Consider the following 24,737-nt stretch of genomic DNA (forward strand, 5'->3'; position numbering starts at 1 on the left):
ACCTCATGAATACCGCGTCACAGGTGCAGCGGGCGCCGGTGCACCGTGCCGGGCTGCGCCGCTCCGTGTTCGGTTTGGGCGCAGTCGTGGCTCTGGTCGGCACTCCGCTCGTTGCCCCCGCTCCTGTCGTGCCGCAGGCTATCGCGAAGCAGCACACCATCACAGGCCAGGTCGAAGGCCTGGATGTGAAATTTATTGATGCCACCCGTCTCGGTACTCTCACTGTGGTGAAAAGCGAACCAAATTGGTGGGACGACCGAGGGGGCAAGAAACCCTTTGGGCCTATCGACAACATTCGCTTCACAGCGCAGCGTGTCCAGGGGATTGACCTCACTACCGAGAAGGGGATGAAACAGGCGAAGCGGCTCTCGGTAGCTGATGCTCGTCGGCGGGGATTCGATAGGACCTTTGAAGCGTACACAGATAGTTCCGGTAAGGCAGTGTTCACCGGTCTCCCGGTCGGCTTGTACTTGGTCACAGAATACGAGGGCGCGGATCCCACTAAGGAATACCGCCAGTCCAGTCCTTTCCTCATCACGATCCCTATCGGAGAAACCGGCAGCTGGAACTACAACGTGACGGTGAATACGAAGCCGAAGCCGGAGGACAATCCAGGAACGCCGCCGGACAATCCAGGAACGCCACCGGATAAGCCCGGAACGCCTCCGGATAAGCCCGGAACGCCGCCCGATAAGCCAAGCACTCCAGGTACCCCGCCGCCGGAGCACCCGGATACTCCAGCGCCGCCAAATAGCCCAGGCGGTGGTCATGAAGGCGGCGAGTCTTCAAGCATCATCGATCGACTGGCGCAAACCGGAGCGCATCTGTGGTGGGTGGCGCTCATCGGAGCCATGCTCGTTGTTTTGGGTGCATTTACCTTGCTTCGCCGCCGACGTGATCTGGCTGAATCGCAGGCGAATTAAAGTAACTGTGGGAACATTCCCACAGTGCAGAAACTTCTATAAGTATGGAAGAAAAACCTCATCCTACCCCGCGGCATATTCTCAACGTGCCGCGGTTTTTCATGCTCTTGGCCGTGTTCACCTTAATGCCCAGAATGCCCAGCCAAAGTGTCCGCCTTCTGACAGGATCGGTGGCATGACGTACCCTCACTACGGCTCGCCTGCCCCTATGCCCGCCTACGGGTATACCCCGCCGCCGCAAACCGGCCAAGACTCTCGCTTCATGCCGCTGCTCATCGGCTGGCTCGCTGCTTTCCTCATGCCGATTGTGTATTGCATCCTGCGCTTCGTGTTTTATGGCAAGGACTGGGTGGGGATACTTCTAATCGCCGGCGCGGTCGGCCCGCTCTTCTTCGGCATTCAGTGCCTCCTCAATTTCGTAGCGCTCGCGATCCCGAAGTGGTGCAATGATTCCCTCGCCATTTTTTGGAGCGGCATGCTCGTCTGGTGGGGCGGCGGGGCGGCTTTCGCGGTGGTGCCAGGGTGGGATTTTCGCGAGGAAATCCGGGAGTACGGAGAGAAAGCTTGGCCCACCGGGGGACCTAATGGCCGGGATGTAATGACCGCGGAAGATGGGCAGCGCTACATCGAAATCCTCGATACCTGGCTGGATACCGAAACGACTCTGCAGCATACTCTCACAATGCCCACCTTGGTCGCGCTGGCTGGAATCGCCATCGTCGTCATTGGCGTGGTCGTGGCCGCCACGAACCCTGCTCGTCCAACTGTCGCCTATGCGCCGCACTGGCCGGGTAGGCCCTACTAGTTTCGTGCACTAGTTGCTCTCTTAGCCATGACGCCACCTCGATCCCAGCGAGCCCGCGTGGAATAATGGGGCTCATGGCAGCTACTAAATTGGATGGAAAACTCTACCGCGACGAGATCTTCGCCGACCTGGAACAGCGCGTCGCCGCGCTGAAGGAAAAGGGTGTGACTCCCGGCCTGGCCACCGTGCTGGTAGGCGACGACCCGGCCAGCCACTCCTATGTGCGCATGAAGCACAAGGACTGCGAGCAGATCGGCGTGAACTCCATCCGCAAGGACCTCCCGGCGGACGTTTCCCAGGAAGATCTCAACGCAGTCATCGACGAGCTGAACGCCGACGATGCTTGCACCGGCTACATCGTGCAGCTGCCGCTGCCGAAGCACCTGGATGAAAATGCTGTGCTGGAGCGCATCGACCCGGACAAGGACGCCGATGGCCTGCACCCGGTAAACCTGGGCAAGCTGGTGCTCAACGAGCCCGCCCCGCTGCCCTGCACCCCCAACGGTGCGATCCACCTGCTCCGCCGCTTCGGCGTGGAGCTGAACGGCGCGAAAGTTGTAGTCATCGGCCGCGGAGTGACGGTCGGTCGCCCGATCGGCCTGATGCTCGCCCGCCGCAGCGAGAACTCCACTGTCACCCTGTGCCACACCGGCACCAAGGACCTGGCGGCGGAGACGAAGGCCGCGGACGTGATCGTCGCGGCCGCTGGCGTGCCGCACATGATCACCGCGGACATGGTCAAGCCGGGTGCGGCGATTCTGGACGTGGGAGTCTCCCGCGGAGAGGACGGCAAGCTGAAGGGCGACGTGCATCCGGACGTGTGGGACGTTGCCGGCGCCGTCTCTCCGAACCCCGGGGGAGTGGGGCCACTGACTCGTGCCTTCCTGGTGCGCAACGTCGTCGAGCGCGCGGAGAAGCTGCTGCGTGCCTAATCGCTCCCGCCCCGCCCGCATTGGCGACGCCCGCCAGCGGCTACTCGATAACCCCCACGACCGAAACAACCCGCCCTCCCGGTTCTCTCGGTCCGTCCAGTACGTGCTGTTGGGGCTGTTCGGGCTGATGCTGCTGGCGGTGCTGGCGCTGTTGTTGGTGGACAGGTGGCGTCGAGCTAGCGTCATGCTGGGCAGCGCGATGATCTACCTCGCCGTGCTACGCCTACTCCTGGATTCCCGCGTGCTGGGCGTGCTGGCGGTACGTTCGCGCAAATTCGATACCGCCTTCACCGCCGTCATCGGCATAATCATTCTGTGGATCGCCGTGAGCGTCGACCCGCTGACCAGCTAAGCCCGCGCAGTACCCTCGGCGCCCTCGGTACCTTCGGCGATGATCTCCGCCTTCGCCAGGAACTTCGCCAACACCTGACCCATCTGGCGCGATTCGATGAGGAACCCATCGTGGCCCGTCGGCGAGGTGATCTTCGACATGCCGATGAAGTCTCCCAGGTTGCGCGACAGGTGCTCCTGCTGGTGCAGCGGGTACAGAATGTCGGTATCCACGCCCACCACCATCGTCGGCACCTGGCACGAGCCCAAGGCGGCGTTCATGCCACCCCGTCCGCGGCCGACGTCGTGCCTGTTCAGCGCGTCGGTCAGCACCACGTAGCTACCCGCGTCGAAGCGCGCGACCAGCTTCTCGGCCTGGCGATCCAGGTAACTCTCCACCGCGAAACGCTGATGCGGGTCGCGGTACGGCCCGTAGGGGTTCTCGCCGTTCTGCGGATCCACCCCGAAACGCTCGTCCACCTCCAACTCGCCGCGGTACGTCAGGTGCGCGATGCGGCGGGCCTGCCCCAGCCCGTGCGAAGGAACCTCGCCTGTGCCGTAGTAATCACCACCGTGCCAGGCCGGGTCCGCCTCAATGAAGCGGATCTGGCTGGACTGCAGGCCGATCTGCCACGCAGACGCACGCGCGCTTACCGCGATCGGTAGTGCCGCGTTGATCATCTCCGGGTGCATGAGCGACCACTCCAGCACCCGCGCCCCGCCCATCGAGGCACCAACAAGGGCATGAATCTTTGTGACGCCCACACGCTCCAACAACAACCGTTCCGCCGTAACCATGTCACGGATCGACAGGCCCGGGAATCGCGACCCCCACGCCTGGCCATCGGGGTGCGGCGAACTCGGGCCGGTGGACCCCTGGCAGCCGCCCAGCACATTCGCGCAGAGCACCAGGTAGCGGGTGGTGTCGATCGGCTTGTTCGGACCCACCATGTCCGCCCACCAGTCGGCGGCATTGCCATCGCCGGTGAGGGCATGCTCGATCAGCACAATCGGCCGCTCCTCCGGGGACAGTCCCGGCTCGGGGCCAGCGGAGAACTCGGCATAGTCCGCGGCGCCATCCGGAGAGTCGTAGAACGCGAAGTAGCGGAGTTCGGCGTCAAAAATAGTTACACCCGCCTCCGTGACCACGTCGCCGATAGAGACCGTGCGCGATGCGCCAGAGGCGGGGAGGAACTCGGGGTTCATGGGAATCAGCCTAAAGCCTAGAAACCAACCGGTCTTAAATGGCCGCGAAGCCGCGCTTCAGGTCGTCGATGATGTCGGTGATGTCCTCAATGCCCACGGACAGGCGAACCGTAGCGTGGGACACACCAGCGCGGGCCAGGCCATGCGCATCGGACTGCGAGTGGGTGGTGGTGGCCGGGTGGACCACCAGGGAACGCACGTCGCCGACGTTCGCCAGGTCGGAGTGCAGCTGCAGGGCATCGATGAAGGTCCAGGCCTTTTCCTTCGCTTCCTCCGAGGTCGGGTCGTCGACCTTCAGATCGAAGCTCAAGACAGAGCCGGTGTACTCCAGGCCCAGCTCCTCCTTGACCTTGAACCACGGGGAGGTCGGCAGGCCCGCATAGTTCACGGTGGCCACCTGCGGCTGCTCGGCCAGGAACTCCGCCACGGCCTTCGCGTTCTCGTTGTGCTTGGCGATGCGCAGGGTCAGGGTATCTAGGCCCTGGGCCACAACCCATGCGTTGAACGGGGAGAGGGTGGCGCCCGTGTCGCGGATAATGCCTGCGCGGAGCTTCATGCCGAAGGCCGCCGGGGCCAGGTCCACGTACTTCAGGCCGTGGTAGGCCGGGTCGGGGTTCACGAAGCCGGGGAAGACCGGTTGGCCATCGCGCTCAACGGACCAGTCGAAGGAGCCGCCGTCGACGATGATGCCACCCAGGCCCGAGCCGTTGCCCGTGTAGAACTTTGTCAGGGATGCAACCACAATGTCCGCGCCCAGCTCCAGCGGACGAACCAGGGCAGCGGTGGCCAGGGTGTTGTCCACGATCAACGGGACCTGGTTAGCGTGGGCGACCTCCGCGACGGCCGGGATGTTCAGCACGTCTGCCTGCGGGTTTGCGAAGGTCTCTGCGAAGAAGGCCTTGGTGTTCGGGCGGACGGCAGCCTGCCAGGACTCTGGGTCGTCAGGGTTTTCTACGAAGGTGGTTTCGATGCCCAGCTTCGGCAGCGTGTGCTGCAGCAGGGTCTCGGTGCCGCCGTAGAGGCGCGGGGAGGCGACGATGTGGTCGCCTGCGCCGGCGAGGTTGAGGATCGCGGCGGTCTCAGCAGCCATGCCGGAGGCGAAAGCGACTGCGTGGACGCCGCCTTCCAGGGAGTTCAGGCGGTTCTCCAGCGCCTCGACGGTGGGGTTGGTCAGGCGGGAGTAGATGGGGCCCAGGTCTTCCAGGTGGAAGCGCTGCTTGGCATGCTCTGCGTCGTTGAAGACGTAGCTGGTGGTGAAGTGGATCGGTAGGTTGCGCGCGCCGGTGTCGCCGACGGGCTGGCCCGCGTGGATCTGGCGGGTGGCGAAGCCCCACTGCTCTGCGTTCTCGTTGTTGTACTTCGGCATTGGTGTGGTCCTCTGCTGTTGGGGTTTGTTGTTTGGTTGGCGCTTTGGTTTGCTGTTTAGCTTTGCTGTGTTACGACGATAGACCCACGTGCGCTAAAAGTAAACCGCTCTGTCTACTTTTTTCTTATTGACGCCATAAAGCCCCAGTTGGGAGGGTATTTGCTGCTTGCGAAAACGCTGTACCGCTTGGTCTAGAATTGCTGAAGTTTCCGCAGTGCTTGTTGTCTTTGGGGCCTGCGCCTTCGCTTTCCTGTCGCCTGCCGTCTGCCGTCTCGCTGGTAGTGGGGCGCCTCTACTGGGGTGTGGTGCCCTTATGGGGAGCGCCTTTTCTTGGGTGAAGTGTCGGAAAAGTTGCAGAACGTTATTGGCAGCGATACTCAGTAGTGTAAATGTGCTGGTCACGGGGCTGCGTGACCGAGCCTCGTTTTTGGTCACGAGACGTTTTGCAACTTTTCCGACATTTAAGGCGCTTTGGGATACTGGTGGCACCCCGCCGCCCATGGTTTCGCACCCCTGCCACTCATGATTTTGCAACTTTTCCGACACCTAAGGCCTCGTTGGCGGGCGAAATGTCGCTAGAACGGGAATACGTTATCGACAACCGTTTGCAAATATGCAAAACCGCTGGTCAGGAGGTTGGCGCCGGAGTGATACATTTTTCAGAGGCGGCGTATTCCCGATCTAACGACATTTGGGGTTACTGGGGTCCAGCTGGGTGAAGCTGAGGGGAGGCGAGTGTGAGGATGGTGGGGATTATGAGACTAGCGAGGATGATGGGACTAGTGGGGTGGGGGGATGGGTCAGTGAGAATGGCGGGGATGGGGCGGGTGAGAATGGCGGGAATGGGTGAGGTGGAGGCGGAGTCGGGGCGCGGACTCAGGCACAGGAAAACCCCAGCGCCAGCAGTAAAGTGCCAGCGCCGGGGTTATCGCGAGCCGAGATTCGGCGGGCTCGAGCCGAGAGCCAGTGGGATGGGCCGCGGCCCAGGGTCCAGAGCCCAGCCAGCCCAACGACTACTTGTTGGTGTTCAGACCGTCGATGATCTCGTTGAAAGTAGAGGACGGACGCATCACAGCGTTCGTCTTCTCGTCGTTCGGCCAGTAGTAACCGCCCAGGTCCACCTCGTGACCCTGAATATCCAGCAGCTCTTGGGAGATCTTCTCCTCGTTGGCCTCGAGGGCGTCAGCAACAGGCTTAAAGATCTCCGCCAGCTCAGCATCGCGAGTCTGGTCAGCCAGCTCGCGAGCCCAGAACTTCGCCAGGTAGAAGTGGGAGCCGCGGTTGTCGATCTCGCCGACCTTGCGGGACGGGGACTTCGACTCGTTCAGCACGGACTCGGTGGCAGCATCCAGAGCATCGCCCAGGATCGGGGTGCGCGGGTTATCGTCCGTCTCCTGCAGCTTGCGCAGAGACTCCGCCAGCGCCAGGAACTCACCCAGGGAATCCCAACGCAGGTGGTTCTCCTCCACCAGCTGGGCCACGTGCTTCGGCGCGGAACCACCCGCACCGGTCTCGAACAGGCCACCGCCGGCGATCAGCGGAACCACGGAAAGCATCTTCGCGGAAGTGCCCAGCTCCATGATCGGGAACAGGTCCGTCAGGTAGTCGCGCAGCACGTTACCGGTGACGGAAATCGTGTCCTCGCCAGAGCGGATGCGGTCGAGGGAGAGCTGCATTGCCTCCTCCGGCGGAAGAATGCGGATATCCAGACCCTCGGTGTCGTGATCCTTCAGGTAGGTCTCCACCTGCTTCTGCACGTTCCGGTCGTGCGCGCGCTCCGGATCCAGCCAGAACACAGCCGGGGCGCCGGTGGCGCTAGCGCGCTTCACGGCCAGCTTCACCCAGTCCTGCAGCGGGATGTCCTTGGCCTGGCAGGCGCGCCAGATGTCGCCCTCTGCAACCTCGTGCTCCATCAGCACGTCGCCGGCACCATTCAGCACCTGCACGCGACCCTCGGCCTCAATGCGGAAGGTCTTGTCGTGGGAGCCGTACTCCTCGGCCTTCTGCGCCATCAGGCCCACGTTCGGCACAGTGCCCATCGTGGTCGGGTCGAAGGCGCCATTCTTGCGGCAGTCGTCGATAACGACCTGGTAGATGCCCGCGTAGGAGGAATCCGGCAGAACTGCCAGCGCATCCTCGGTCTCGTCGTTCTTGTTCCACATCTGGCCGGAGGTGCGGATCATCGCCGGCATGGAAGCATCCACAATCACGTCGGAGGGCACGTGCAGGTTGGTGATGCCCTTGTCGGAGTTCACCATCGCCAGATCCGGGCCGTCGGCCAGAGCCTTGTCGAAGGCTTCGCGGATCTCGGCCGCGTTTTCTACCTTGCCTGCGTCCAGCGCGTCCAGGATGGCGCCCAGGCCGTTCTCGCCGTTCAGGCCTGCCGGCAGCAGCTGGTCGCCGTACTGCTCGAACACGTCGTGGAAGTATGCGCGCACTGCGTGGCCGAACATGATCGGGTCGGAGACCTTCATCATCGTGGCCTTCAGGTGTACGGAGAACAGCACGCCCTCCGCCTTCGCGCGAGCCACCTGAGCCCGGAAGAAAGTGCTGAGAGCCTCGGCGCGCATCACCGTGGCGTCAACAATCTCCTTGTCCAGCACCGGCAGCTCTTCCTTCAGCACCTGCGTCTCACCGTTCGGCTTGACCAGCTGGATGCGCAGCGTGTCATCGCCGTCCATAATGACCGACTGCTCGTTGTGGCGGAAGTCGTCGGCCTCCATTGTCGCGACGTTCGTCTTGGAATCCGGCGACCACTTGCCCATGGAGTGCGGGTGCTTGCGGGCGAAGTTCTTCACGGCCTTCGGCGCGCGGCGGTCGGAGTTGCCCTCGCGCAGCACCGGGTTAACGGCGGAGCCCTTCACGGAGTCATAGCGGGCCTGCGCGTCGCGCTCCTCGTCGGTCTTCGGCTCGGACGGGTAATCCGGCAGGTCGTAGCCCGCCTTCTGCAGCTCCGCGATGGCTGCCTGCAGCTGCGGGATAGATGCAGAGATGTTCGGCAGCTTAATGATGTTCGCATCCGGGGTCTTGGCCAGCTCGCCGAGCTCAGCCAGAGCGTCGTCAACCTTCTGCTCCTCGGGCAGCACGTCGGAGAACGCGGCCAGGATGCGGGCGGCCAGCGAAATGTCGCGGGTCTCCACATCCACTCCAGAGGTCGAAGCAAAAGCCTCCACAATCGGCTTCAAAGAATACGTCGCCAAGAGTGGGGCTTCGTCGGTGCGGGTGTAGATGATCTTTGCCATGTGGCGTTCGTCTCCCAGCCTCTAGTTAGTCAGTTGGTCTTTTAGTGGTTTACGATCCAAGAATACGGCAAATATCAAACCTGTGAATGGTACGGGGTTATTGCCCACCGCGTGGCCTGTTCGGTTTTAAAGCTTAAAGATTTTTATTGACGCCTACCCGCCGCGCTTTTGCGACCCACCCGCCGCACTTCCCGCAGCCCCGTCAACCCGCCTATCAACCTGCCCTTTTACCCGTCCCTACAACTAATGAAAGCGAGCGATGCCCGTGAGCGAAACGAAACTTACAAAGTTGCCCTCCCGCCGCCCGGTTCCGCGCCAGACGGAGATCTCCACCCGCCACCGTTACATCGCCATGGTGGCGATGGCCCTGGGCGGTTTCGGCATCGGCACCACGGAGTTCGTGGCGATGGGGCTGCTGAACCTCATCGCGGAGGACTTCGCCATCTCGGAGGACCAGGCCGGCCACGTGATTTCCGCCTACGCGCTGGGCGTGGTCGTCGGCGCCCCGCTGATCACCACGCTCACGGGTTCGATCCCGCGCCGGCGCCTGGCGCTGCTGCTGATGGGTGCCTTCGTGATCGGCAACGGTCTGAGTGTCTTCGCGCACTCCTATGGGATCCTGATGCTCTCCCGCTTCATCGCGGGCTTCCCACACGGCGCGTACTTCTCCGTCACGGCGCTGATCGCCGCCTCCATGGCTCCGAACGGTAAGCGCGGTAAGGCCGTGGCGCTGACGGGCATGGGGCTTTCCGTTGCCACCGTCATCGGAGTGCCGATCGCGCAGTGGCTGGGCTCCACCTTCGGGTGGAACGCGGCCTTCGCGATGGTCGCGGCCATCGGCGTGGTCACCTTCGTCGCCCTGTGGCTCACGGTGCCGCACATGACGTTGATGCCGCGCACGAAGCCACTGACGGAGCTCGGCGCGCTGGTGAACTCGCAGGTGCTCATGACCCTCGCCATCGGCACCGTCGGTTTCGGCGGCATGTTCGCGGTCTACACCTATATCTCTTGGACACTGACGGAGAACGCGGGCTTCAACGGAAACCTCATCTGGATTCCGCTGATGGTCTACGGCATCGGCATGGTCATCGGCACGTATATCGGCGGTGTGTTGGCCGACCGGAACTTGGAGTACGCGATCCTCAGCACCTTGCTGTCCCTGATCGTCGTCCTTTCCGCCTTTTACTTCCTGTCCCACAATGCGGTGGCGGGCATCATCAACTTCGGCGTGATCGGCCTGTTGGGCTCCACCCTGGTACCGAACCTGCAGACCCGCCTGATGGACGTTGCGGGCGAGGCGCAGACCCTCGCCGCGGCGCTGAACCACTCTGCGTTGAACATGGCTAATGCGGCGGGAGCGGCGGTCGGCGGTGCCGTCATCGCCGCTGGTTATGGTTATTCCACCCCTGCGCTCGCTGGTGCGGCGATGGCCGCCTGTGGCGCTCTGCTGTGGATTCCTGCCTATTATTTACGACGCCGTCAGCTCGCAGCCGCCCGGGCGTAGGTTCTAAAGCTTTAAGGAATAGTAAGGGTTAGTTGTCTGGGTTAGTAGGGTAGGGACTCATGAAGTCACTGACTATTGCGACGGTTAACGTCAATGGAATTCGGGCGGCAGCGAAGGTGCGCCATGAGGACAACCGGGGGATCCTGCCGTGGCTGGAGGCCACGCCAGCGGACGTAGTGCTTATGCAGGAGGTGCGCGCGGACGAGAAGCAGACGCGTGCTGCCCTGGAACCCGTCCTGGGGGAGTGGCACCTGGCTCAAGCTCCGGCGGCCGCCAAGGGGCGGGCCGGGGTGGCCATCCTGTCGCGTTTGCCCCTGCGGGACGTGCAGATCGGCTTCGGTGACGGTCCAGGAAGCGAGGAGTTCGCCGACTCCGGCCGCTACATCGAGGCCACGGTGGACGCCGGGGATCTGCCGGTGCGCGTGGCCTCCCTGTACCTGCCCAGCGGCTCGGCGGGGACGGAGAAGCAGGACGAGAAGTACCGCTTCCTGGATTCCTTCGGCGAGTACATGCACAACCGGGCGGCACAGGCCGAACAGGCTGGACACCCCGAGCTGGTAGTCGGCGGAGACTGGAACATCTGCCACCGCCGCGAGGACCTGAAGAATTGGAAGACCAACCGCAAGAAGTCCGGCTTCCTGCCCGACGAGCGGGCATTCATGGATTCCCTATTAGGCACCTTCCCGGACGATGCCACCCAGGTGGCGGACGCCGAAGATTCCGGCCGCAACGGTAACCCCGCAGGCGTGGCCGGGGACTTCTTCGGGGCAGTGGACTACGCGCCGGGGGATCTTGCCAGCGCCCGCCTGGCCGCCGGCGCGACGGAGGAGCCGCACTACTTCGACGTGATGCGCCGGGTGCTGCCCGACCAGGCCGGGCCCTACTCCTGGTGGACCTATCGCGGCCAGGCCTTCGATACAGACGCGGGCTGGCGCATCGACCTACAGGTGGCCACCCGCGGCATGCTGGAACGCGCGCTGACCGCCAACAACGCGTGGGTGGATAAAGCCGCGGCCTACGACCAGCGCTGGTCCGACCACTCGCCGGTGCTGGTGGAGTACGCATGCTGACCGTCCTCTACGTCCTGGGGCTCACCGCCGAATCAATGACGGCGGCCTTGGCTGCGGGACGTCAGCGGATGGACATGTTCGGCGTCATGCTCATCGCCTCCGTGACCGCCTTCGGCGGCGGCACGGTGCGTGACCTGCTGTTCGGCCACTACCCGCTGCGCTGGGTAGACGAGCCGATCTTCCTGGCCATCGTGCTGGGCGCCGCGCTGGTGACGGTGCTGGCCAGCTTCTTGATGGACTACTTCCGCACCATCTTCCTGGTGCTCGACGCAGTGGGCCTTTCCACCTTCGCCCTGCTGGGTGCCCAGGTGGCGCTGGAGCTGGGCTACCACCCCCTGATCGTCGTCGTATCCTCCGTGGTGACCGGCGTGTTCGGCGGCGTGCTGCGCGATGTTTTGTGCGACCGGGTGCCGCTGGTGTTTAGCGAGGAGCTCTACGCCTCCATCGCCATCCTCGTAGCGGTGATGTATATGGGCATGCTGCACTTCAACCTGGACGAGACCATCGGCACCCAGCTGGTCATCGTCATTTGCCTGATCTTCGCCTTCGGCCTGCGCCTGCTGGCGATCTTCTACCGCATCTCCCTGCCGGTTTTCGAATACCAGGAGCGCGAATACGTCCGCGACCCCGCCGGGCGACTGACCATGTGGGCGCTCAACAAAGCCGGGGTGCAGCGCCGTGAGATGCGCCGGCGCAGCGTTGGCGCCCCGAAGGCCCCGAGGACACCTAAGGACAAATCCGGGCAGAAGAAGCGCAAGAGGAAAAACCGGTTCGAATTGGTCGATCGGGGAGAGTACGAATACGGGGACGAGCGGGCGTCACAAAACCCGCCCGAAGAACCCCGGAACAGCGACGAGTAAGGTTACATAATATGAACCAACCTGCGAAGAAACAGCGCGTCGTCTCCGGCCTGCAGCCGACCAGCGATTCCTACCACCTGGGCAACTACTTGGGAGCAGTCAAGCAGTTTATCCAGTTGCAGGAAGACTACGAGACCTTTTACTTCATCCCCGACCAGCACGCCATCACCGTGCCCGGCTACAGCCCCAAGGATCTGCGCAAGCGCACCCTCGCGGGCGTGGCGCAGCTGCTGGCACTGGGCATCGATCCGGAGCGCTCCACCCTGTACGTGCAGTCCCACGTGCCGGAGCATGCGCAGCTGGCGTGGGTGCTGATGTGCATCACCGGTGACGGCGAGGCGCGCCGCATGACGCAGTTTAAGGACAAGTCCGCCAAGCAGGGCGGCGACAACACCACCTCCGGCCTGTACGCTTACCCGATGCTCATGGCCGCGGACATTCTGCTGTACCGCCCGCACCTGGTGCCGGTCGGCGAAGACCAGCGCCAGCACCTGGAGCTCACCCGCAACCTGGCGGAGCGCTTCAACTCCCGCTACAAGAAGACCTTCGTGGTGCCCGAGGGCTTCATCCCCGAGGGCGCGGCCAAGATCTACGACTTGCAGAACCCGACGGCCAAGATGTCGAAGTCCACGGACAACCCCAAGGGCCTGATTAACCTGCTGGACGACCCGAAGGTCTCCGCCAAGCGCATCCGCTCGGCAGTGACCGATAATGACGGCGAAATCCGTTACGACAAGGAAAACAAGCCGGGCGTATCGAACCTGCTGGTCATCCAGTCCGCGCTGGGGGATAAGAGCATCGACGAACTGGTGGAGGGCTACCAGAAGGCCGGCTCTGGCTACGGCGACCTGAAGAAGGACACAGCCGAAGTGCTGGAGGCGTTTTGCACCCCGCTGCGCCAGCGCTACGACGAGTACATGGCCGACCCCGCCGAGCTGAACCGCATCCTCGCAAATGGTGCGGACCGCGCCCGCGAGATCGCGGCGAAGACCATCGAGCAGGTCTACGAGCGCGTGGGCTTCCTGGCGGAAGTAAGGCAGTAGCGAAGCAATAACGCGGAACAAGCAACGCGAAACAGCAAAGCACGGCAGCCCCCGCCGTGCTTTACTAATGTGAAGAACTTTCAAGACGAGACGACCGGAAGGAAGGGCCGTCCCTTTGGCGACCACCGATCCTGATAAGAGCAAGCTGGATAACTATGGCGTGGAGCGATCCCGCAAGGACGATCCAGGCCCGCTGGATAAGTACCGCGACAAGTGGCCGTGGCTGGATCACGTGCTGCGGATGCAGGATCGGTACTCCGAGCAGGGCGGTAACCAGTTCGCCGCCGGCATCACCTACTTCTCGGTGATGACGATCTTCCCCCTGATGATGCTGACCTTGGCCGTGCTGGCCATGATCCTGGCGGGCAACGAGAGGCTGCTGAACGACGTCATGGACAGGGTCGCCAACATGGGCGACGGCAGCATGGGAGATGTGCTGCAGACCATCATCGAGCAGTCCATCGAACAGAGGAAGTCCGTATTCTCCATCGGTCTTCTGTTGGCCCTGTGGACCGGACTGGGCTGGATCGCCCACCTGCGCCTGGGTGTTTCCGCGATGTGGAAGGTCGACGGTACGCCTTCCGGTTTCGTCTCCGGCAAGGTAAAGGACCTGATTGGCCTGGTCGGCCTGCTGGTCTCCCTGATCGCTGCCTTCGCCATCACCACCATCGGCAACTCCGGCCTGACCACCCAGCTGCTGGATGCAGTCGGGCTGGCAGACGTGCCGGGCATCCGCTACATCACCTTCGGCGTGGCCCTGCTGGTGGCGCTGATCGCTAACTTCTGCGTGTTCTTCTGGATGATCCTCTACCTGCCGCGCACCAAGGTGCCTCGCAAGTCCGCGGTGAAGGCCGCTGTTATCGGCGCGATCCTGTTTGAGATCTTCAAGCAGTTCGCCACCATCTTCTTCTCCAACGCGCTATCCAACCCCGCCGGCGCGGCCTTCGGTCCGGTGATCGGTGTGATGGTGCTGATGTACTTCATCTGGCGCATCCTGCTGTACTGCTCCGCGTGGGCTGCGACCACGCCGGAATCCTTGGCTAACCTGCGCCCGGATGCACCGCCGGCCGCCGTTATTCGCGTGCGCCAGGAGGTGCGTGCGGGTAGTGCCGACGCCAACCGTGCCGGTCTGCTTGGCATCGGCGCAGCCGCGGGCGTGGTCGTTGGCGGATTGGTCACCAAGATCTTCAAGCGCTAGCGGCCAGCTGCGAGCGTGGGACGCGAATGCAGCTAGGATCTTTAGACATGATTGACTCTGACATCATCGCGTCCCTTCCCAAAGTAGAGCTCCACGACCACCTCGACGGTGGCGTCCGTCCCGCCACCCTGGTCGAGCTTGCCGAGAAGATCGGCTACGAGCTGCCCACCACCGACCCAGTAGAGCTGGAGAAGTGGTTCTACGAGGCGGCGAACTCCGGCGACCTGCCGACCTACCTCACCACCTTCGATCACACCACCGCCGTCATGCAGACCGCCGAGGGGCTGGTGCGCATCACCCGCGAGGCCGTCGAGGACCTGGCCGCCGATAACGTTTGCTACGCCGAGCTGCGCTACGCCCCCGAGCAGCACCAGGCCGATGGCCTTTCCCTGCAACAGGTCGTTGAGGCTACGGTGCAGGGCGTGAAGGAGGGCGAGCGCCTGGTCGCCGAGCGCGGCGGTCGCATCCACGTGCGCCTGATCCTGTGCGCCATGCGCCACGCGGATCGTTCCGAGGAGATCGCCCAGCTCACGGTGGACAACTATGGCGAGCACACCCCGGGCGAGGGGTACGTGGTGGGCTTCGACATCGCCGGCGCCGAGGATGGCTTCCCGCCGTCAAAGCACGCCGCCGCGTTCGACCTGTTGCGTAAGAACCTCGTTCCTTTCACCATTCACGCTGGTGAGGCCGCCGGTGTGGACTCTCTTCGTGACGCCCTAGCGCAGGGCGCCCGACGTATCGGCCACGGCGTGCGTGTGTACGAGGACTTTAATGCCACCATGAGCGGCATCGAGCTGGGTCCGGTCGCCCGCTTCATGCGCGACCAGCGCATTGCCCTGGAGATCTGCCCGACCTCTAATACGCAGACGGGTATCTGCGACGACGTGGCGGAGCACCCGTTTGGCCTGCTGTACGAGATGGGCTTCTTCTGCACCGTGAACACGGATAACCGCCTGGTTTCCGGCACCACGATGTCCCGCGAGTTCGAGCTGCTGGCCGAGCACTGCGACCTGGAGCTGTGGCAGCTGTTGGAGCTTACGAGCAACGCACTGCAGGTGGCGTACTGCGACGAGGGGCTGCGCGAGGACCTCGAGCGCAACGTGATCTATCCGGCCTACGCCGAGGTTGGCAACAGCCTGCCGGACGAGGCCCTGGACGCAGGCGACGCGGAGGGCACCGAGTTTTCCAACGGCATGCAACGCCTGCACGGCCACGGCCAGCCGCACGGCGCGAGTGTTGCAGCGGGTGCGGGCCAGCAGGATATTGAGCTGTCCATGGAGAACCTCAAGGCCGAGCTGGAGGAGCTGGGCCTTAGCCTGGACGATGAGGAAAGCGATGGCGAAGCAGGCGACCAAACCTCCAGCTAGACGCATCTGAATGCTTTAAGTTAGCCCGCTTAGGGTTGGGTTTTGCCCCTGTGAACTGGCAAAATGCTCTGCATGGCGAATTCTTGGGGAATTAAGTTCAACCTCCGCCGCGCAGTGGCGATGCTGGTGATTATCTGCACGGGCGCGGTGCTTGCCGCGTGCTCGGAGACCGGTGGTCGGCCGCGTGGCGGTGCGTCCGGCGACGGCGGCGGGGGAGTGGATACCCCGCGATACACCGTGGCGATGGTGAGCCACGGCGCGCCGGGCGATACCTTCTGGGATCTCGTCCGCGCAGGCGCGGAGGATGCTGCCAAGAAGAACAACCTGGAGCTCCGCTACAGCTCCTCCCCGCAGGCACCTGACCAGGCGAACCTGGTGCAGAATGCCATCGATTCCAACGTCGACGGCCTGGCCCTGACCATGCCCACCCCGGAGGCTCTGGGCCCGGCGGCGAAGCGCGCGGCGAAGGCGGACATTCCCGTGGTCGGCTTGAACTCCGGCATGGAGCACTACAAGAAGTACGACGTCAGCGCCTTCTTCGGCCAGGACGAGTCCGTCGCCGGCGAGCGCGCCGGCGAGCGCCTGTCGAAGGACGGCGCCAAGAAGGTGCTGTGCGTCATTCACGAGCAGGGCAACCCTAGCCAGGAGTCCCGCTGTGCGGGCATCAAGAAGGGCCTCGGCGGCGGTTCCGTGGAGAACCTCTACGTCAACGGCATGGATCTGACCAGCGTGCAGTCCACCGTGCAGGCCAAGCTGGCGCAGCAGAAGGACATCGACTGGGTCATGGGTCTGGTCGCCCCCGTCGCGCTGACGGCCGTGCAGGCCAAGGAGCAGGCCGGTTCCAAGGCAAAGATCTCCACCTTCGACACCAACGCGGAGCTCGTCGCCGCAATCAAGAATGGCACCATCGAGTGGGCCGTGGACCAGCAGCCTTACCTGCAGGGCTACATGGCCATCGACGCGCTCTGGCTGGCCAAGCGCAACGGGTCCACCGTGGGCGGCGGCCAGCCGGTGCTGACCGGCCCGTCGTTCGTGGATAAGTCCAACGTGGACACCATCGCGGACGCGGCCAAGGAAGGGCTGCGATGAAAGCGATGAGTATCCTTAAGCGCCCCGAGTTCACCTCGGTGCTCGGCGCGGTCCTGATCTTCACACTGTTCATGATCGTCGCCCCGTCGTTCCGCTCCCTCGATGCGTTCTCCACGGTGCTGTACGCCAGCTCCACGATGGGCATCATTTCCCTGGCCGTCGGTCTGCTGATGATCGGCGACGAGTTCGACCTCTCCTCCGGCGTGGCCGTCACCACCGCCGCACTGGCCGCCACAATGCTGAACTACAGCTTCTGGCTGAACTCCTGGGTGGGCGTATTCCTCTCCCTGCTGATCGCCCTGGCCATCGGCGCCTTCAACGGGATGATGGTGATGCGCACGGGCATTCCGTCGTTCCTCATCACCCTGGCCGCGTTCCTGATGCTGCAGGGCATCAACCTGGCCGTGACGAAGCTCGTCACCGGGCAGGTCGCCACCCCGTCGATCGCTGATATGGAGGGCTTCGAATCCGCCAAGGCTGTCTTCGCTTCCTCGATCAACATCTTCGGCGTGGAGGTCAAGACCATCGTCTTCTGGTGGCTCCTCTTCGTGGCCCTGGCCAGCGTTCTGCTGTTCAAGACACGCTTCGGCAACTGGATCTTCGCCGTCGGCGGTGATGCTGAGGCCGCCCGCGCCACCGGTGTGCCGGTACGCCGCGTGAAGGTGATCCTGTTTATGTTCGTCGGCTTCGCCGCCTGGTTCGTGGGCATGCACAATCTCTTCGCCTTCGATTCCATCCAGGCTGGCCAGGGTGTGGGCAACGAGTTCCTCTACATCATCGCCGCGGTCATCGGCGGCTGTGCCCTCACGGGTGGGCGCGGCACCGCCATCGGTACGGCCATCGGCGCGCTGATCTTCGGTATGACGAACCAGGGCATCGTCTACGCAGGTTGGAACCCGGATTGGTTCAAGTTCTTCCTGGGGGCCATGCTGCTGTTTGCGGTGCTCACCAACAACTCTGTCTCCAAGTTCACTTCGGGAGGTCGCAGCTAAATGTCTTCTTCTAATGACGCCACCCCGATTATCAGCCTCCGCAATGTGGACAAGGACTATGGCGATGTCCACGTGCTGAAGGACATTGACCTGGATATCTATCCGGGCAAGGTGACCTGCATCCTGGGCGACAATGGCGCGGGCAAGTCCACCCTCATCAAGATCCTCGCCGGCCGCCACAAGCACACCAGTGGTGAGGTTCTGGTCGACGGCGAGGAGGTCAACTTCAACGGGCCGAAGGATGCCCTGGATAAGGGCATCGCCACCGTGTACCAGGACCTGGCCGTGGTCGGACAGATGTCCGTGTGGCGGAACTTCTTCTTGGGCCAAGAGCTCACCGGGCGTTTCGGCTTGCTGCGCGCCGACGAGATGCGCCGTATCGCGGCTGAGGAGTTGGAGAAGATGGGAGTGCACCTGGACGATGTCGAGGTGCCGATCGCCAACCTTTCCGGTGGTCAGAGGCAGGTCGTGGCCATTGCTCGGGCTGTGTACTTCGGTGCGCGAGTGATCATTCTGGACGAGCCAACCGCAGCGCTGGGCGTCAAGCAATCCGGCATGGTGCTGCGCTTCATCAAGTCCGCCGCCGAAAGCGGGGTAGGCGTGGTGCTGATTACGCACAACCCCCACCATGCGTACTTGGTGGGCAGCCACTTCGTGCTGCTGAACATGGGCGAGCAGACCCTGGACGCGGATTACTCCGAGGTCACTCTGGAGCAGCTGACGTTGGAAATGGCCGGCGGGGGCGAGTTGGATTCCCTCAACCACGAACTGCGGGATTTAAGTTAAGCTAAATGCCTGTATAACGACGTTTTAAGGATGGGAGCTGACCTAAGCCGTGGCGCATTACAACCTGTACGAGTCACTTGGGATCGACCGGAACACAAGCACTCAGGGCATCGCTGAGGACATCGATAAGCGTTTGAGCACGGGTAATGCTTCCAACCCGGGCGGGGAGGACGAGCTGCAGGTGGCTCGCAAGGTGATTGCGGATCCGACGAAGCGCGGCATGTACGATGCCCGCCTGGACGATCCGAATGCCCCCGAGATCGACATTGCCGCGCTGCGTGACCTGGGTGAGATGCAGGTGCCGGCGCAGGGGCAGGCACAGCCCCAGCAGTTCCAACAGTTCCAGCAGCCCGGTCAGCCGCAGCAACCACAGCAACAGCCGCAGCAGCCCAAGCAGCCGTCCAAGCTGAAGCGCGAGTTCGCCCGTTCCTCGAAGCTGGCGCTGACCGTGGCGGCTATTGTCCCCCTTCTCGCAGTCCTGGTGTTGTTTGGGGCCTACAAGGGTGTGAGCTGGTTCTTCGGAGACGAGCGAGAGGTGAAGAACCTTTCCCAGGAGTTCCTGGATCTGCGTAAGAAGGGCGAGACCCAGATGTGGATGGACGATCACGTCGGCAAGGAATTCATGTCCGATGCCTCGGATTACTTCGACCTGGACGACGGCGGATACGAGGGCATGAATAAGGAGTTTGACGCCCTGGCTCTCCAGCCCAGAGAAGTCACCAAGAGCAACGATTTCGCCCGGTTTGTCTTGACCGAGGAGAGCGTTGACCGCTACGAGGACTTCTACCTCGTCTCCGTGGAGGACAACAATGGCAAGTTGAAGGGCCTATTGTTCTTCGGCGTGGGCAATAGCGGCCCGAAGCTGCTGAACATGAATATTCTCGACCGCTAGGGTCGGAACATCACATGAGTAATAACAACTGGAATAACTGGAACCCCAACTATCCTGCGCAGCAGGCTCCGCAGCAGAATAAGACCTCTCCGTGGGTGTATTCCATCGTTGCAATCTCCGTGGTGGCGCTGCTGGTCGCGGGCGTGCTGACGGCCACGGCAGTTATGGGGAAAGACAGCGGCGACGGTGAGGAATCGCCGGTAGCGGCGGAGACGGTGGCGTCCAAAAAGAGCAGCGAGAGCCCCGCCACGACCACCGAGCGTGAAAAGACTAGCGAAGCGGAGCCAACCCCGGAGGACGAGCCAACCCCGGAGGAGCCGCGAGGCAGTGGATCTTCCAGCCCAGAATATAGGTTGAGCAGCTATGGCTGGGAGGGCAGCCCCGCGCACTGCAATGCTGACGACCAGTGGCTGTACGCGGCCTATGGCGACGGCGATTACGTAGTGGTGTGCAAGGTCGGGGAGCACGGTGACTATTACTACCGAAGCTATGTCGGTGGCCACTCGATCGAGAAGGACGTGGACATGTCCTACGCAGACCCGAGCCGCGGCAGCTACAGCGTGCCCGTCGGGGGCGGAACTCGCATCGAGATCAATCAGAAGGACCTAAAGGTCTACGAACACGGCGAGGTGGCCAGCAACGTGACGTTCGACCAATTCTTCGTTGTTGATCGATAATGCCATTTCGGTCGCCGATTCGGCAGCGGGCTGCAATAATTAGACGAATCCTAGATAGGAATTATTCGCAGAAAAGATTGAGAGCATTCGCCATGAGCAATCAGAACCCTTATGGCCAGCCGGGACCGAACCCAGGTGGCCAGAATCCGTACTCGCAGCAGCCGAACCAGCCGCAGCCGAACCAACAGAACCAGTTTGGCCAGCCGGGGCAGCCTGGCCAGCCGAACCAGCCGGGGCAGCCTGGCCAGCCGAACCAGCCGGGGCAGGCCGGTCAGGCAATGAAGCAGGGGCTGCAGTCGCTGGCGTGGAACCAGCTGGCTGCAGGCGTGGCTGGCATCGCAGCGCTGCTGGTGCTGTTCTTCAGCTTCTTCAAGTGGGTTGGTTTTACGACTACCCTCGGCGACGACAAGTACACCGCTGGCGTGAACGGCTGGGGCATGCTCTCGGTGAGTGACAATGCCGTTAAGCAGGAGTTCGCCGAGGATTTCGGTAACACCGGCCTGGGTGTGCTCTTCATGGTCTTGACTCTGGGCTTGCTGATCGCTGCGGCGGTCATGCTGTGGCTGAAGATCCAGCCGCGTGTGGCCGTTTACCTGGGCATTGCCGGTGGGGCGTTGCATCTGATCTGGGCCATCTGGGCAATCGTTGATTTCAACGGCCCCTACAAGGAGGCAAAGGACGAGCTGGAGGCAGCCAAGTCCTCCAGCAGTGGTTACGGGTTCGCATCTGACATCACCTTGGACGGCGGGCCGAAGTTCGCGGTCTTCCTGGCAATCATCATCGCTCTGGCGATCATCGCGCTCGGCGTGCTGGCGATTGTGAAGTTCGGCCCGCTGCTGAACGTTCCGGGTAACGGAAACAACGCTCCGAACCAGTTCGGCCAGCCGGGTCAGCCTCAGCAGTTCGGCCAGCCGAACCAGCAGGGTCAGTTCGGTCAGCCAGGACAGCCACAGAACCAGCCGAATCAGCAGGGTCAGTTCGGCCAGCCAGGTAATCAGAACCCGTTTAACCAGCCGGGGCAGTAAGAACCTTTCTACATCGCAAGAGAGCTCGTCATGGTAAGCCCAGACGAGCTCTTTTGTTAGTAGCTGCCCGTGAATGACCGGAAGTGATTGATCCATGAACAATCCCAATCCCTACGGCGCGATGGGTGGAAACCCTCAGTTTGGATACGGCTACCGTCCCGGCACATGGATGCTGCTCGTCTCCGGCGGCGCCACAGCTTTAGCCTTGCTTATGTTCACTGCGAGCTTTCTCGGATGGACGGAGCTGAGGTTTAATCACGATGAAGGGATTATGAGGCTAAATGTGAACGGCTGGGGCAGGGTTGTCGTCACAGGTGCTCCGGAAGGTGCTGACGTTGTTGATTCGAAGTTCAGCAGTGCCGGAGTCGGCGTACCAGCCAATGTCGCAGCCCTGTCGCTACTGATTGTGGGTGCCGTCATGTTGTGGCAGGCGGTGAAGCCGCGTGTGGCCTCTTCCATGTTCATCGGCGCGGGCCTGGTGGGTCTAGGCTGGGCGATCTGGTCGATCATGAAGATCCAGCGAGCATTGAAGGCCATGGAGAGGGAAGAGGGTGCTCGACTGCGGGAAGAAGGCCTGGTTTTCGAGGAGGTCTTCCAAGGGAGTGCAGAAATCGGCGTTTATTTTGCAATCGCCCTTTCGTTGGCGGCCGTCTCTCTTGGTGTATTTGCGCTTTTCAAATACAACAGCCAGGCGAAGATGCCCTGGGGCTGGCCAGGGCCAGCCATCTAATTTCTAGAAGCGGGTGAAGCGCTTAATCAGGCCTTCCTCCAGGGCCTTCCAGCCCTTCGCCTCCTCGTCGAAGGGGGCGGATGGCTGTGCGTCCGACGGGGAGCCCAGCATGTAAGCCAGGTAGTTCTGCAGCTTCGGGTAGCTCAGCAGGATCTTGTTCACGCCGTCGTCGCCCGCCCAGTCCGCGGCGTCCGCCAGCAGCTCGTAGGCGCGGCCCAGCTGGTCGGTATCCACGGCGTCGAGGGACTCCGAAATGTCGTCGTGCAGGCCAGCGAAGGAGTACTGGTTCGAGTCGTGCACCGTGACCTCCAGCTCGCCGGCGTTGGCGGCGCTGACCAGGTCGCCCCAAGTATCCAGCTCTTCGAGGTCGTGATCGTGGGCGTCAATAATCCAGCGCACGAGGGCACGAGAGTTCGGGAAGGTGTTGATCTCCCCGTGGCGGCCGAGGAAGCGCGGCTTGTCGCCGACGTAGCAGCGCAGAGTGTAGACGTACTGGCCGTTCAGGCTGATGCGGATCGGATCGATGCCGGCGTCGGCCCAGATGGTCTTGTCGTAGGGATCGACGTCCTCGCCGTCGGTGGTCTTGGCCGCAGCCGCCGCCTCGGCCTCCTTTTCCTTCTGGCGCTTTTCGCGGGCCTCCTGGGCCTCGTCGATGCGCTTCTGTGCGTCCTTCACCTTTTCTTCGTCGACCTCTGGCTCGGTTAGGTGCACTTCGACGTCGTCGAGCATGCCCTTCCACCGATCTAGCACGGTGCGGCCAACGCCAGACCACTCTTCCAGGCCGTTCTGCGACTGGTAGTGGTCCGGCCCGCGGCGCACATTATCCAGAATGGAGTAGGAGTGGAACCAGTTGTTCACGCTCTTCAGCCCCAGCACATTGCCCATGGAACGCAGCAGATCGAAACCGCGGGCGACCGCGGAGGTGGATTCATAGCCCGGGCGCTGAGCCAGTTTGCGAGGCACCTCGACCAGGCTGATCTTGCCGGTGCGGGTGGGCACCACATTTGTGACCAAGTCGGACTTGAACTGCGCCCACTTGGGGTGCTCGGCCAGCTCGTTGCGCCCGCCGTCCTCGAGGAAAGCCAGGAGCTTGGCGGGGGAGTCGAAGACGAAAAGATCGTCGTCATCGCCCAGGAACCCCTGCCAGCGCTCACCCTTGACCAGCCAGTTCGGGGCCCACAGGGTGTACCAGGTGCCGCTGGTGATCTCTAACTCCACGGCAACGATGCCGTTGCCGAATGTCCTCAAGCCATTTTCTGCTGCCATGGCTGGCATTCTACTAGGTCGGTCTGGCTACGTCGGTGTTTAGTCCTGCGTCTGGTCAGCCCGCCGGTTGCGCAGCTCCGCCGTGAGCACCGCGGGCACGGTTTCCGGCATTTCGCCCAGGAACTGCGCGGCCAGATACTCGCGCGGCGGGGGAGTGCTCACGATGCGCGCCAACCCGCTGCCGTGGGATCGTCCGTTGATGAGTGGCATGTTTTTCTCCTCTGTTTGCCGATGCCGATTCGCCTACGCCGCCGTCGGCCGGTAGAAGCCCTTGAACGGCATTCCGATATTGTCTTGCCTGATGGGGTTGATCTGCACTGGATCGCCGGCCTCGATCATGTTCCCGCCGTCGACGATCATCGCCACGTGCCCGTCCCATACCGCCAGGTCGCCCGCCTGCACTTCCGCGCGCGGGATCTGTGGCCCAACCGCCTGCGCGCTTGCCGTGCGCGGCAGGTCCACCCCGGCCTGCTGGTAGGCCCACTGCACCAGGCCGCTGCAATCCAGCCCCTTGCCCGGCACCGTCCCGCCCCACTGATACGGGGTGCCCAGGGCCGTCTTCGCCGCGGCTACCGCCTTGTGTGCCTGGTCCGTCGGTGCGCCCGGCGCGCTGTTGCTATCTTGTGACGCCGGCGCCGCAACCTCTGCCGTGTCCGGATTCCTGGCAGGCAACCGCTCGGGGATCTGTTCCTTCTTCACCTCGTGCACGTCCAGGGTCAACCCGCGCAGCTCCTCCTCTAGAGTGTGCATGCGATCTTCCGCCCGCCCGACGTGTCGCAACACCACCGGCATCGCCGCGCCGAGGCCATTAACCAAGCCCAGCGGGCCGGCCATGCCGCTGGTGGCCACCGCCTGGCCGACTTCCCGCACGCAGTCGTCGAAGATGACGCTCAAATCCCCGATTGCCCGCTCTACGGCCTGGGCGGCCTGCCCCGCCAACTTGTCCAGTGCGCCGCCTGCACCTAAGGCCTGGGAAACGACCTTGGCCACCGAGTCCAGGGAACCGTGGACGTTATCGCCCGCCCGTCCCTGCAGGGCGGAGGCCGCCAGATTCCCCAGATCCTGCAGGCCCCTTACCCCAGAGACGCTGGCGCTGAGGCCGGGACTAAAGGGCGAGGGGATCGCCGCGGCCAGTGGGGCCACGAGGCTCGCTATGTCCAGCACCTCAGACCTCCCTCAACCCGCTGAAGGCATGGGAGTACTCGCCCTCGTGCCCGTTTAGTCCGCGATGCACGCTCCCGAGCGCAAACGTGGCGTCATTAAAGTAGCTTTCCGCATCCCGCAACAACCCATCGTGGGCGTCCCGCGCCGTCGACAGCGCCCGCAGAAAATCCTTGAGCGCCGGCGGCGCCACCATACCCACGGCACCGTGCAGTGGCGCGACCTTTCCCTGTAGCGCCGTACTCACATCCTGCGTGCGCCCCTTTAGCCGCC

Annotated in this window: 24 protein-coding genes; 17 read left to right on the forward strand and 7 right to left on the reverse strand. The window is 63.0% G+C overall.

Annotation, left to right across the window (positions count from 1 at the left end):
* Positions 1-5 precede the first annotated feature (5 nt).
* The 4 genes from L8V00_RS01445 to L8V00_RS10045 all read left to right on the forward strand — a co-directional run bounded on the left by L8V00_RS01445 (position 6) and on the right by L8V00_RS10045 (position 3,012).
* Positions 6-923: a pilin N-terminal domain-containing protein gene (locus L8V00_RS01445; protein WP_269944073.1), complete on the forward strand. Its 918-nt coding sequence runs from the start codon at positions 6-8 to the stop codon at positions 921-923.
* 262 nt (positions 924-1,185) lie between these two features.
* Positions 1,186-1,728, forward strand: coding sequence for a hypothetical protein (locus L8V00_RS01450; protein ID WP_269944007.1), 543 nt, complete (start codon positions 1,186-1,188; stop codon positions 1,726-1,728).
* A 74-nt stretch (positions 1,729-1,802) separates the two neighbouring features.
* On the forward strand, positions 1,803-2,660 hold the full coding sequence (locus L8V00_RS01455; RefSeq protein ID WP_269944008.1) for a bifunctional methylenetetrahydrofolate dehydrogenase/methenyltetrahydrofolate cyclohydrolase: 858 nt from the start codon (positions 1,803-1,805) through the stop codon (positions 2,658-2,660).
* Positions 2,653-3,012 carry a DUF3017 domain-containing protein gene (locus tag L8V00_RS10045; protein ID WP_269944009.1) on the forward strand — a complete coding sequence of 120 codons (360 nt, stop codon included), beginning with the start codon at positions 2,653-2,655 and terminating at the stop codon, positions 3,010-3,012. The genes L8V00_RS01455 and L8V00_RS10045 overlap by 8 nt, the downstream gene beginning before the upstream one ends.
* On the opposite strand, the gene metX is transcribed toward L8V00_RS10045, so the two are convergent.
* The 3 genes from metX to L8V00_RS01475 form a co-directional block, all read right to left on the reverse strand.
* Positions 3,009-4,196, reverse strand: a complete 1,188-nt coding sequence (gene metX / locus L8V00_RS01465; protein ID WP_269944010.1) for a homoserine O-acetyltransferase MetX — start codon at positions 4,194-4,196, stop codon at positions 3,009-3,011. The two genes, L8V00_RS10045 and metX, sit on opposite strands and share 4 nt — an antisense overlap.
* A 34-nt stretch (positions 4,197-4,230) precedes the next feature.
* The gene (locus tag L8V00_RS01470) at positions 4,231-5,562 is read right to left on the reverse strand and encodes an O-acetylhomoserine/O-acetylserine sulfhydrylase (protein ID WP_269944011.1); all 1,332 of its coding nucleotides are present in this window, start codon (positions 5,560-5,562) and stop codon (positions 4,231-4,233) included.
* Between the two features lie 1,013 nt (positions 5,563-6,575).
* Positions 6,576-8,804, reverse strand: a complete 2,229-nt coding sequence (locus tag L8V00_RS01475) for an NADP-dependent isocitrate dehydrogenase (protein ID WP_269944012.1) — start codon at positions 8,802-8,804, stop codon at positions 6,576-6,578.
* Between the two features lie 259 nt (positions 8,805-9,063).
* On the opposite strand from L8V00_RS01475, the gene L8V00_RS01480 reads away from it, so the two are divergent.
* The 13 genes from L8V00_RS01480 (at position 9,064) to L8V00_RS01540 (ending at position 22,037) form a co-directional block, all read left to right on the forward strand.
* Positions 9,064-10,308 carry an MFS transporter gene (locus L8V00_RS01480; protein ID WP_269944013.1) on the forward strand — a complete coding sequence of 415 codons (1,245 nt, stop codon included), beginning with the start codon at positions 9,064-9,066 and terminating at the stop codon, positions 10,306-10,308.
* Positions 10,309-10,367: 59 nt separating this feature from the next.
* Positions 10,368-11,378 (forward strand): exodeoxyribonuclease III, encoded by a 1,011-nt coding sequence (locus L8V00_RS01485; protein WP_269944014.1) that lies wholly within the window; start codon positions 10,368-10,370, stop codon positions 11,376-11,378.
* Positions 11,372-12,238, forward strand: a complete 867-nt coding sequence (locus L8V00_RS01490) for a trimeric intracellular cation channel family protein (protein ID WP_269944015.1) — start codon at positions 11,372-11,374, stop codon at positions 12,236-12,238. Before L8V00_RS01485 ends, L8V00_RS01490 begins: the two co-directional genes overlap by 7 nt.
* 11 nt (positions 12,239-12,249) lie before the next feature.
* Complete coding sequence (gene trpS, locus L8V00_RS01495; protein ID WP_035004405.1) at positions 12,250-13,281, forward strand: tryptophan--tRNA ligase; 1,032 nt, start codon at positions 12,250-12,252, stop codon at positions 13,279-13,281.
* 115 nt (positions 13,282-13,396) lie between these two features.
* Positions 13,397-14,479, forward strand: coding sequence for a YhjD/YihY/BrkB family envelope integrity protein (locus tag L8V00_RS01500; protein WP_049049791.1), 1,083 nt, complete (start codon positions 13,397-13,399; stop codon positions 14,477-14,479).
* Positions 14,480-14,526: 47 nt separating this feature from the next.
* Complete coding sequence (locus L8V00_RS01505; RefSeq protein ID WP_269944016.1) at positions 14,527-15,846, forward strand: adenosine deaminase; 1,320 nt, start codon at positions 14,527-14,529, stop codon at positions 15,844-15,846.
* A gap of 63 nt (positions 15,847-15,909) precedes the next feature.
* A complete protein-coding gene (locus L8V00_RS01510; protein WP_420840015.1) occupies positions 15,910-16,935 on the forward strand; it encodes a sugar ABC transporter substrate-binding protein in 1,026 nt (341 codons plus the stop codon).
* Positions 16,932-17,927: an ABC transporter permease gene (locus L8V00_RS01515; RefSeq protein WP_269944017.1), complete on the forward strand. Its 996-nt coding sequence runs from the start codon at positions 16,932-16,934 to the stop codon at positions 17,925-17,927. The genes L8V00_RS01510 and L8V00_RS01515 overlap by 4 nt, the downstream gene beginning before the upstream one ends.
* A complete protein-coding gene (locus L8V00_RS01520) occupies positions 17,928-18,713 on the forward strand; it encodes an ATP-binding cassette domain-containing protein (RefSeq protein WP_269944018.1) in 786 nt (261 codons plus the stop codon).
* 49 nt (positions 18,714-18,762) lie between these two features.
* Entirely contained in the window at positions 18,763-19,605 is an 843-nt protein-coding gene (locus L8V00_RS01525; protein ID WP_269944019.1) for a J domain-containing protein, read from the forward strand.
* Between the two features lie 14 nt (positions 19,606-19,619).
* Positions 19,620-20,282: a hypothetical protein gene (locus tag L8V00_RS01530; protein WP_035004397.1), complete on the forward strand. Its 663-nt coding sequence runs from the start codon at positions 19,620-19,622 to the stop codon at positions 20,280-20,282.
* A 92-nt stretch (positions 20,283-20,374) separates the two neighbouring features.
* Positions 20,375-21,307 (forward strand): hypothetical protein, encoded by a 933-nt coding sequence (locus tag L8V00_RS01535; RefSeq protein WP_269944020.1) that lies wholly within the window; start codon positions 20,375-20,377, stop codon positions 21,305-21,307.
* A 94-nt stretch (positions 21,308-21,401) separates the two neighbouring features.
* Positions 21,402-22,037 carry a hypothetical protein gene (locus L8V00_RS01540; protein WP_035004395.1) on the forward strand — a complete coding sequence of 212 codons (636 nt, stop codon included), beginning with the start codon at positions 21,402-21,404 and terminating at the stop codon, positions 22,035-22,037.
* 3 nt (positions 22,038-22,040) lie between these two features.
* Here L8V00_RS01540 and L8V00_RS01545 read toward each other — a convergent pair whose 3' ends face one another.
* From L8V00_RS01545 to L8V00_RS01560, 4 genes are read right to left on the reverse strand one after another with little or no spacing between them, the layout of a single operon-like run.
* Positions 22,041-23,303 (reverse strand): hypothetical protein, encoded by a 1,263-nt coding sequence (locus tag L8V00_RS01545; RefSeq protein WP_269944021.1) that lies wholly within the window; start codon positions 23,301-23,303, stop codon positions 22,041-22,043.
* Between the two features lie 39 nt (positions 23,304-23,342).
* Complete coding sequence (locus tag L8V00_RS01550) at positions 23,343-23,513, reverse strand: hypothetical protein (RefSeq protein ID WP_005291698.1); 171 nt, start codon at positions 23,511-23,513, stop codon at positions 23,343-23,345.
* 33 nt (positions 23,514-23,546) lie between these two features.
* Positions 23,547-24,467: a C40 family peptidase gene (locus L8V00_RS01555; protein WP_269944022.1), complete on the reverse strand. Its 921-nt coding sequence runs from the start codon at positions 24,465-24,467 to the stop codon at positions 23,547-23,549.
* Between the two features lies 1 nt (position 24,468).
* Positions 24,469-24,711 carry a hypothetical protein gene (locus L8V00_RS01560; protein ID WP_269944023.1) on the reverse strand — a complete coding sequence of 81 codons (243 nt, stop codon included), beginning with the start codon at positions 24,709-24,711 and terminating at the stop codon, positions 24,469-24,471.
* Between the last annotated feature and the right edge of the window lie 26 nt (positions 24,712-24,737).

The organism is Corynebacterium evansiae, assembly GCF_027570065.1.
In the GTDB taxonomy this organism is placed as follows: Bacteria; Actinomycetota; Actinomycetes; order Mycobacteriales; family Mycobacteriaceae; genus Corynebacterium; species Corynebacterium evansiae.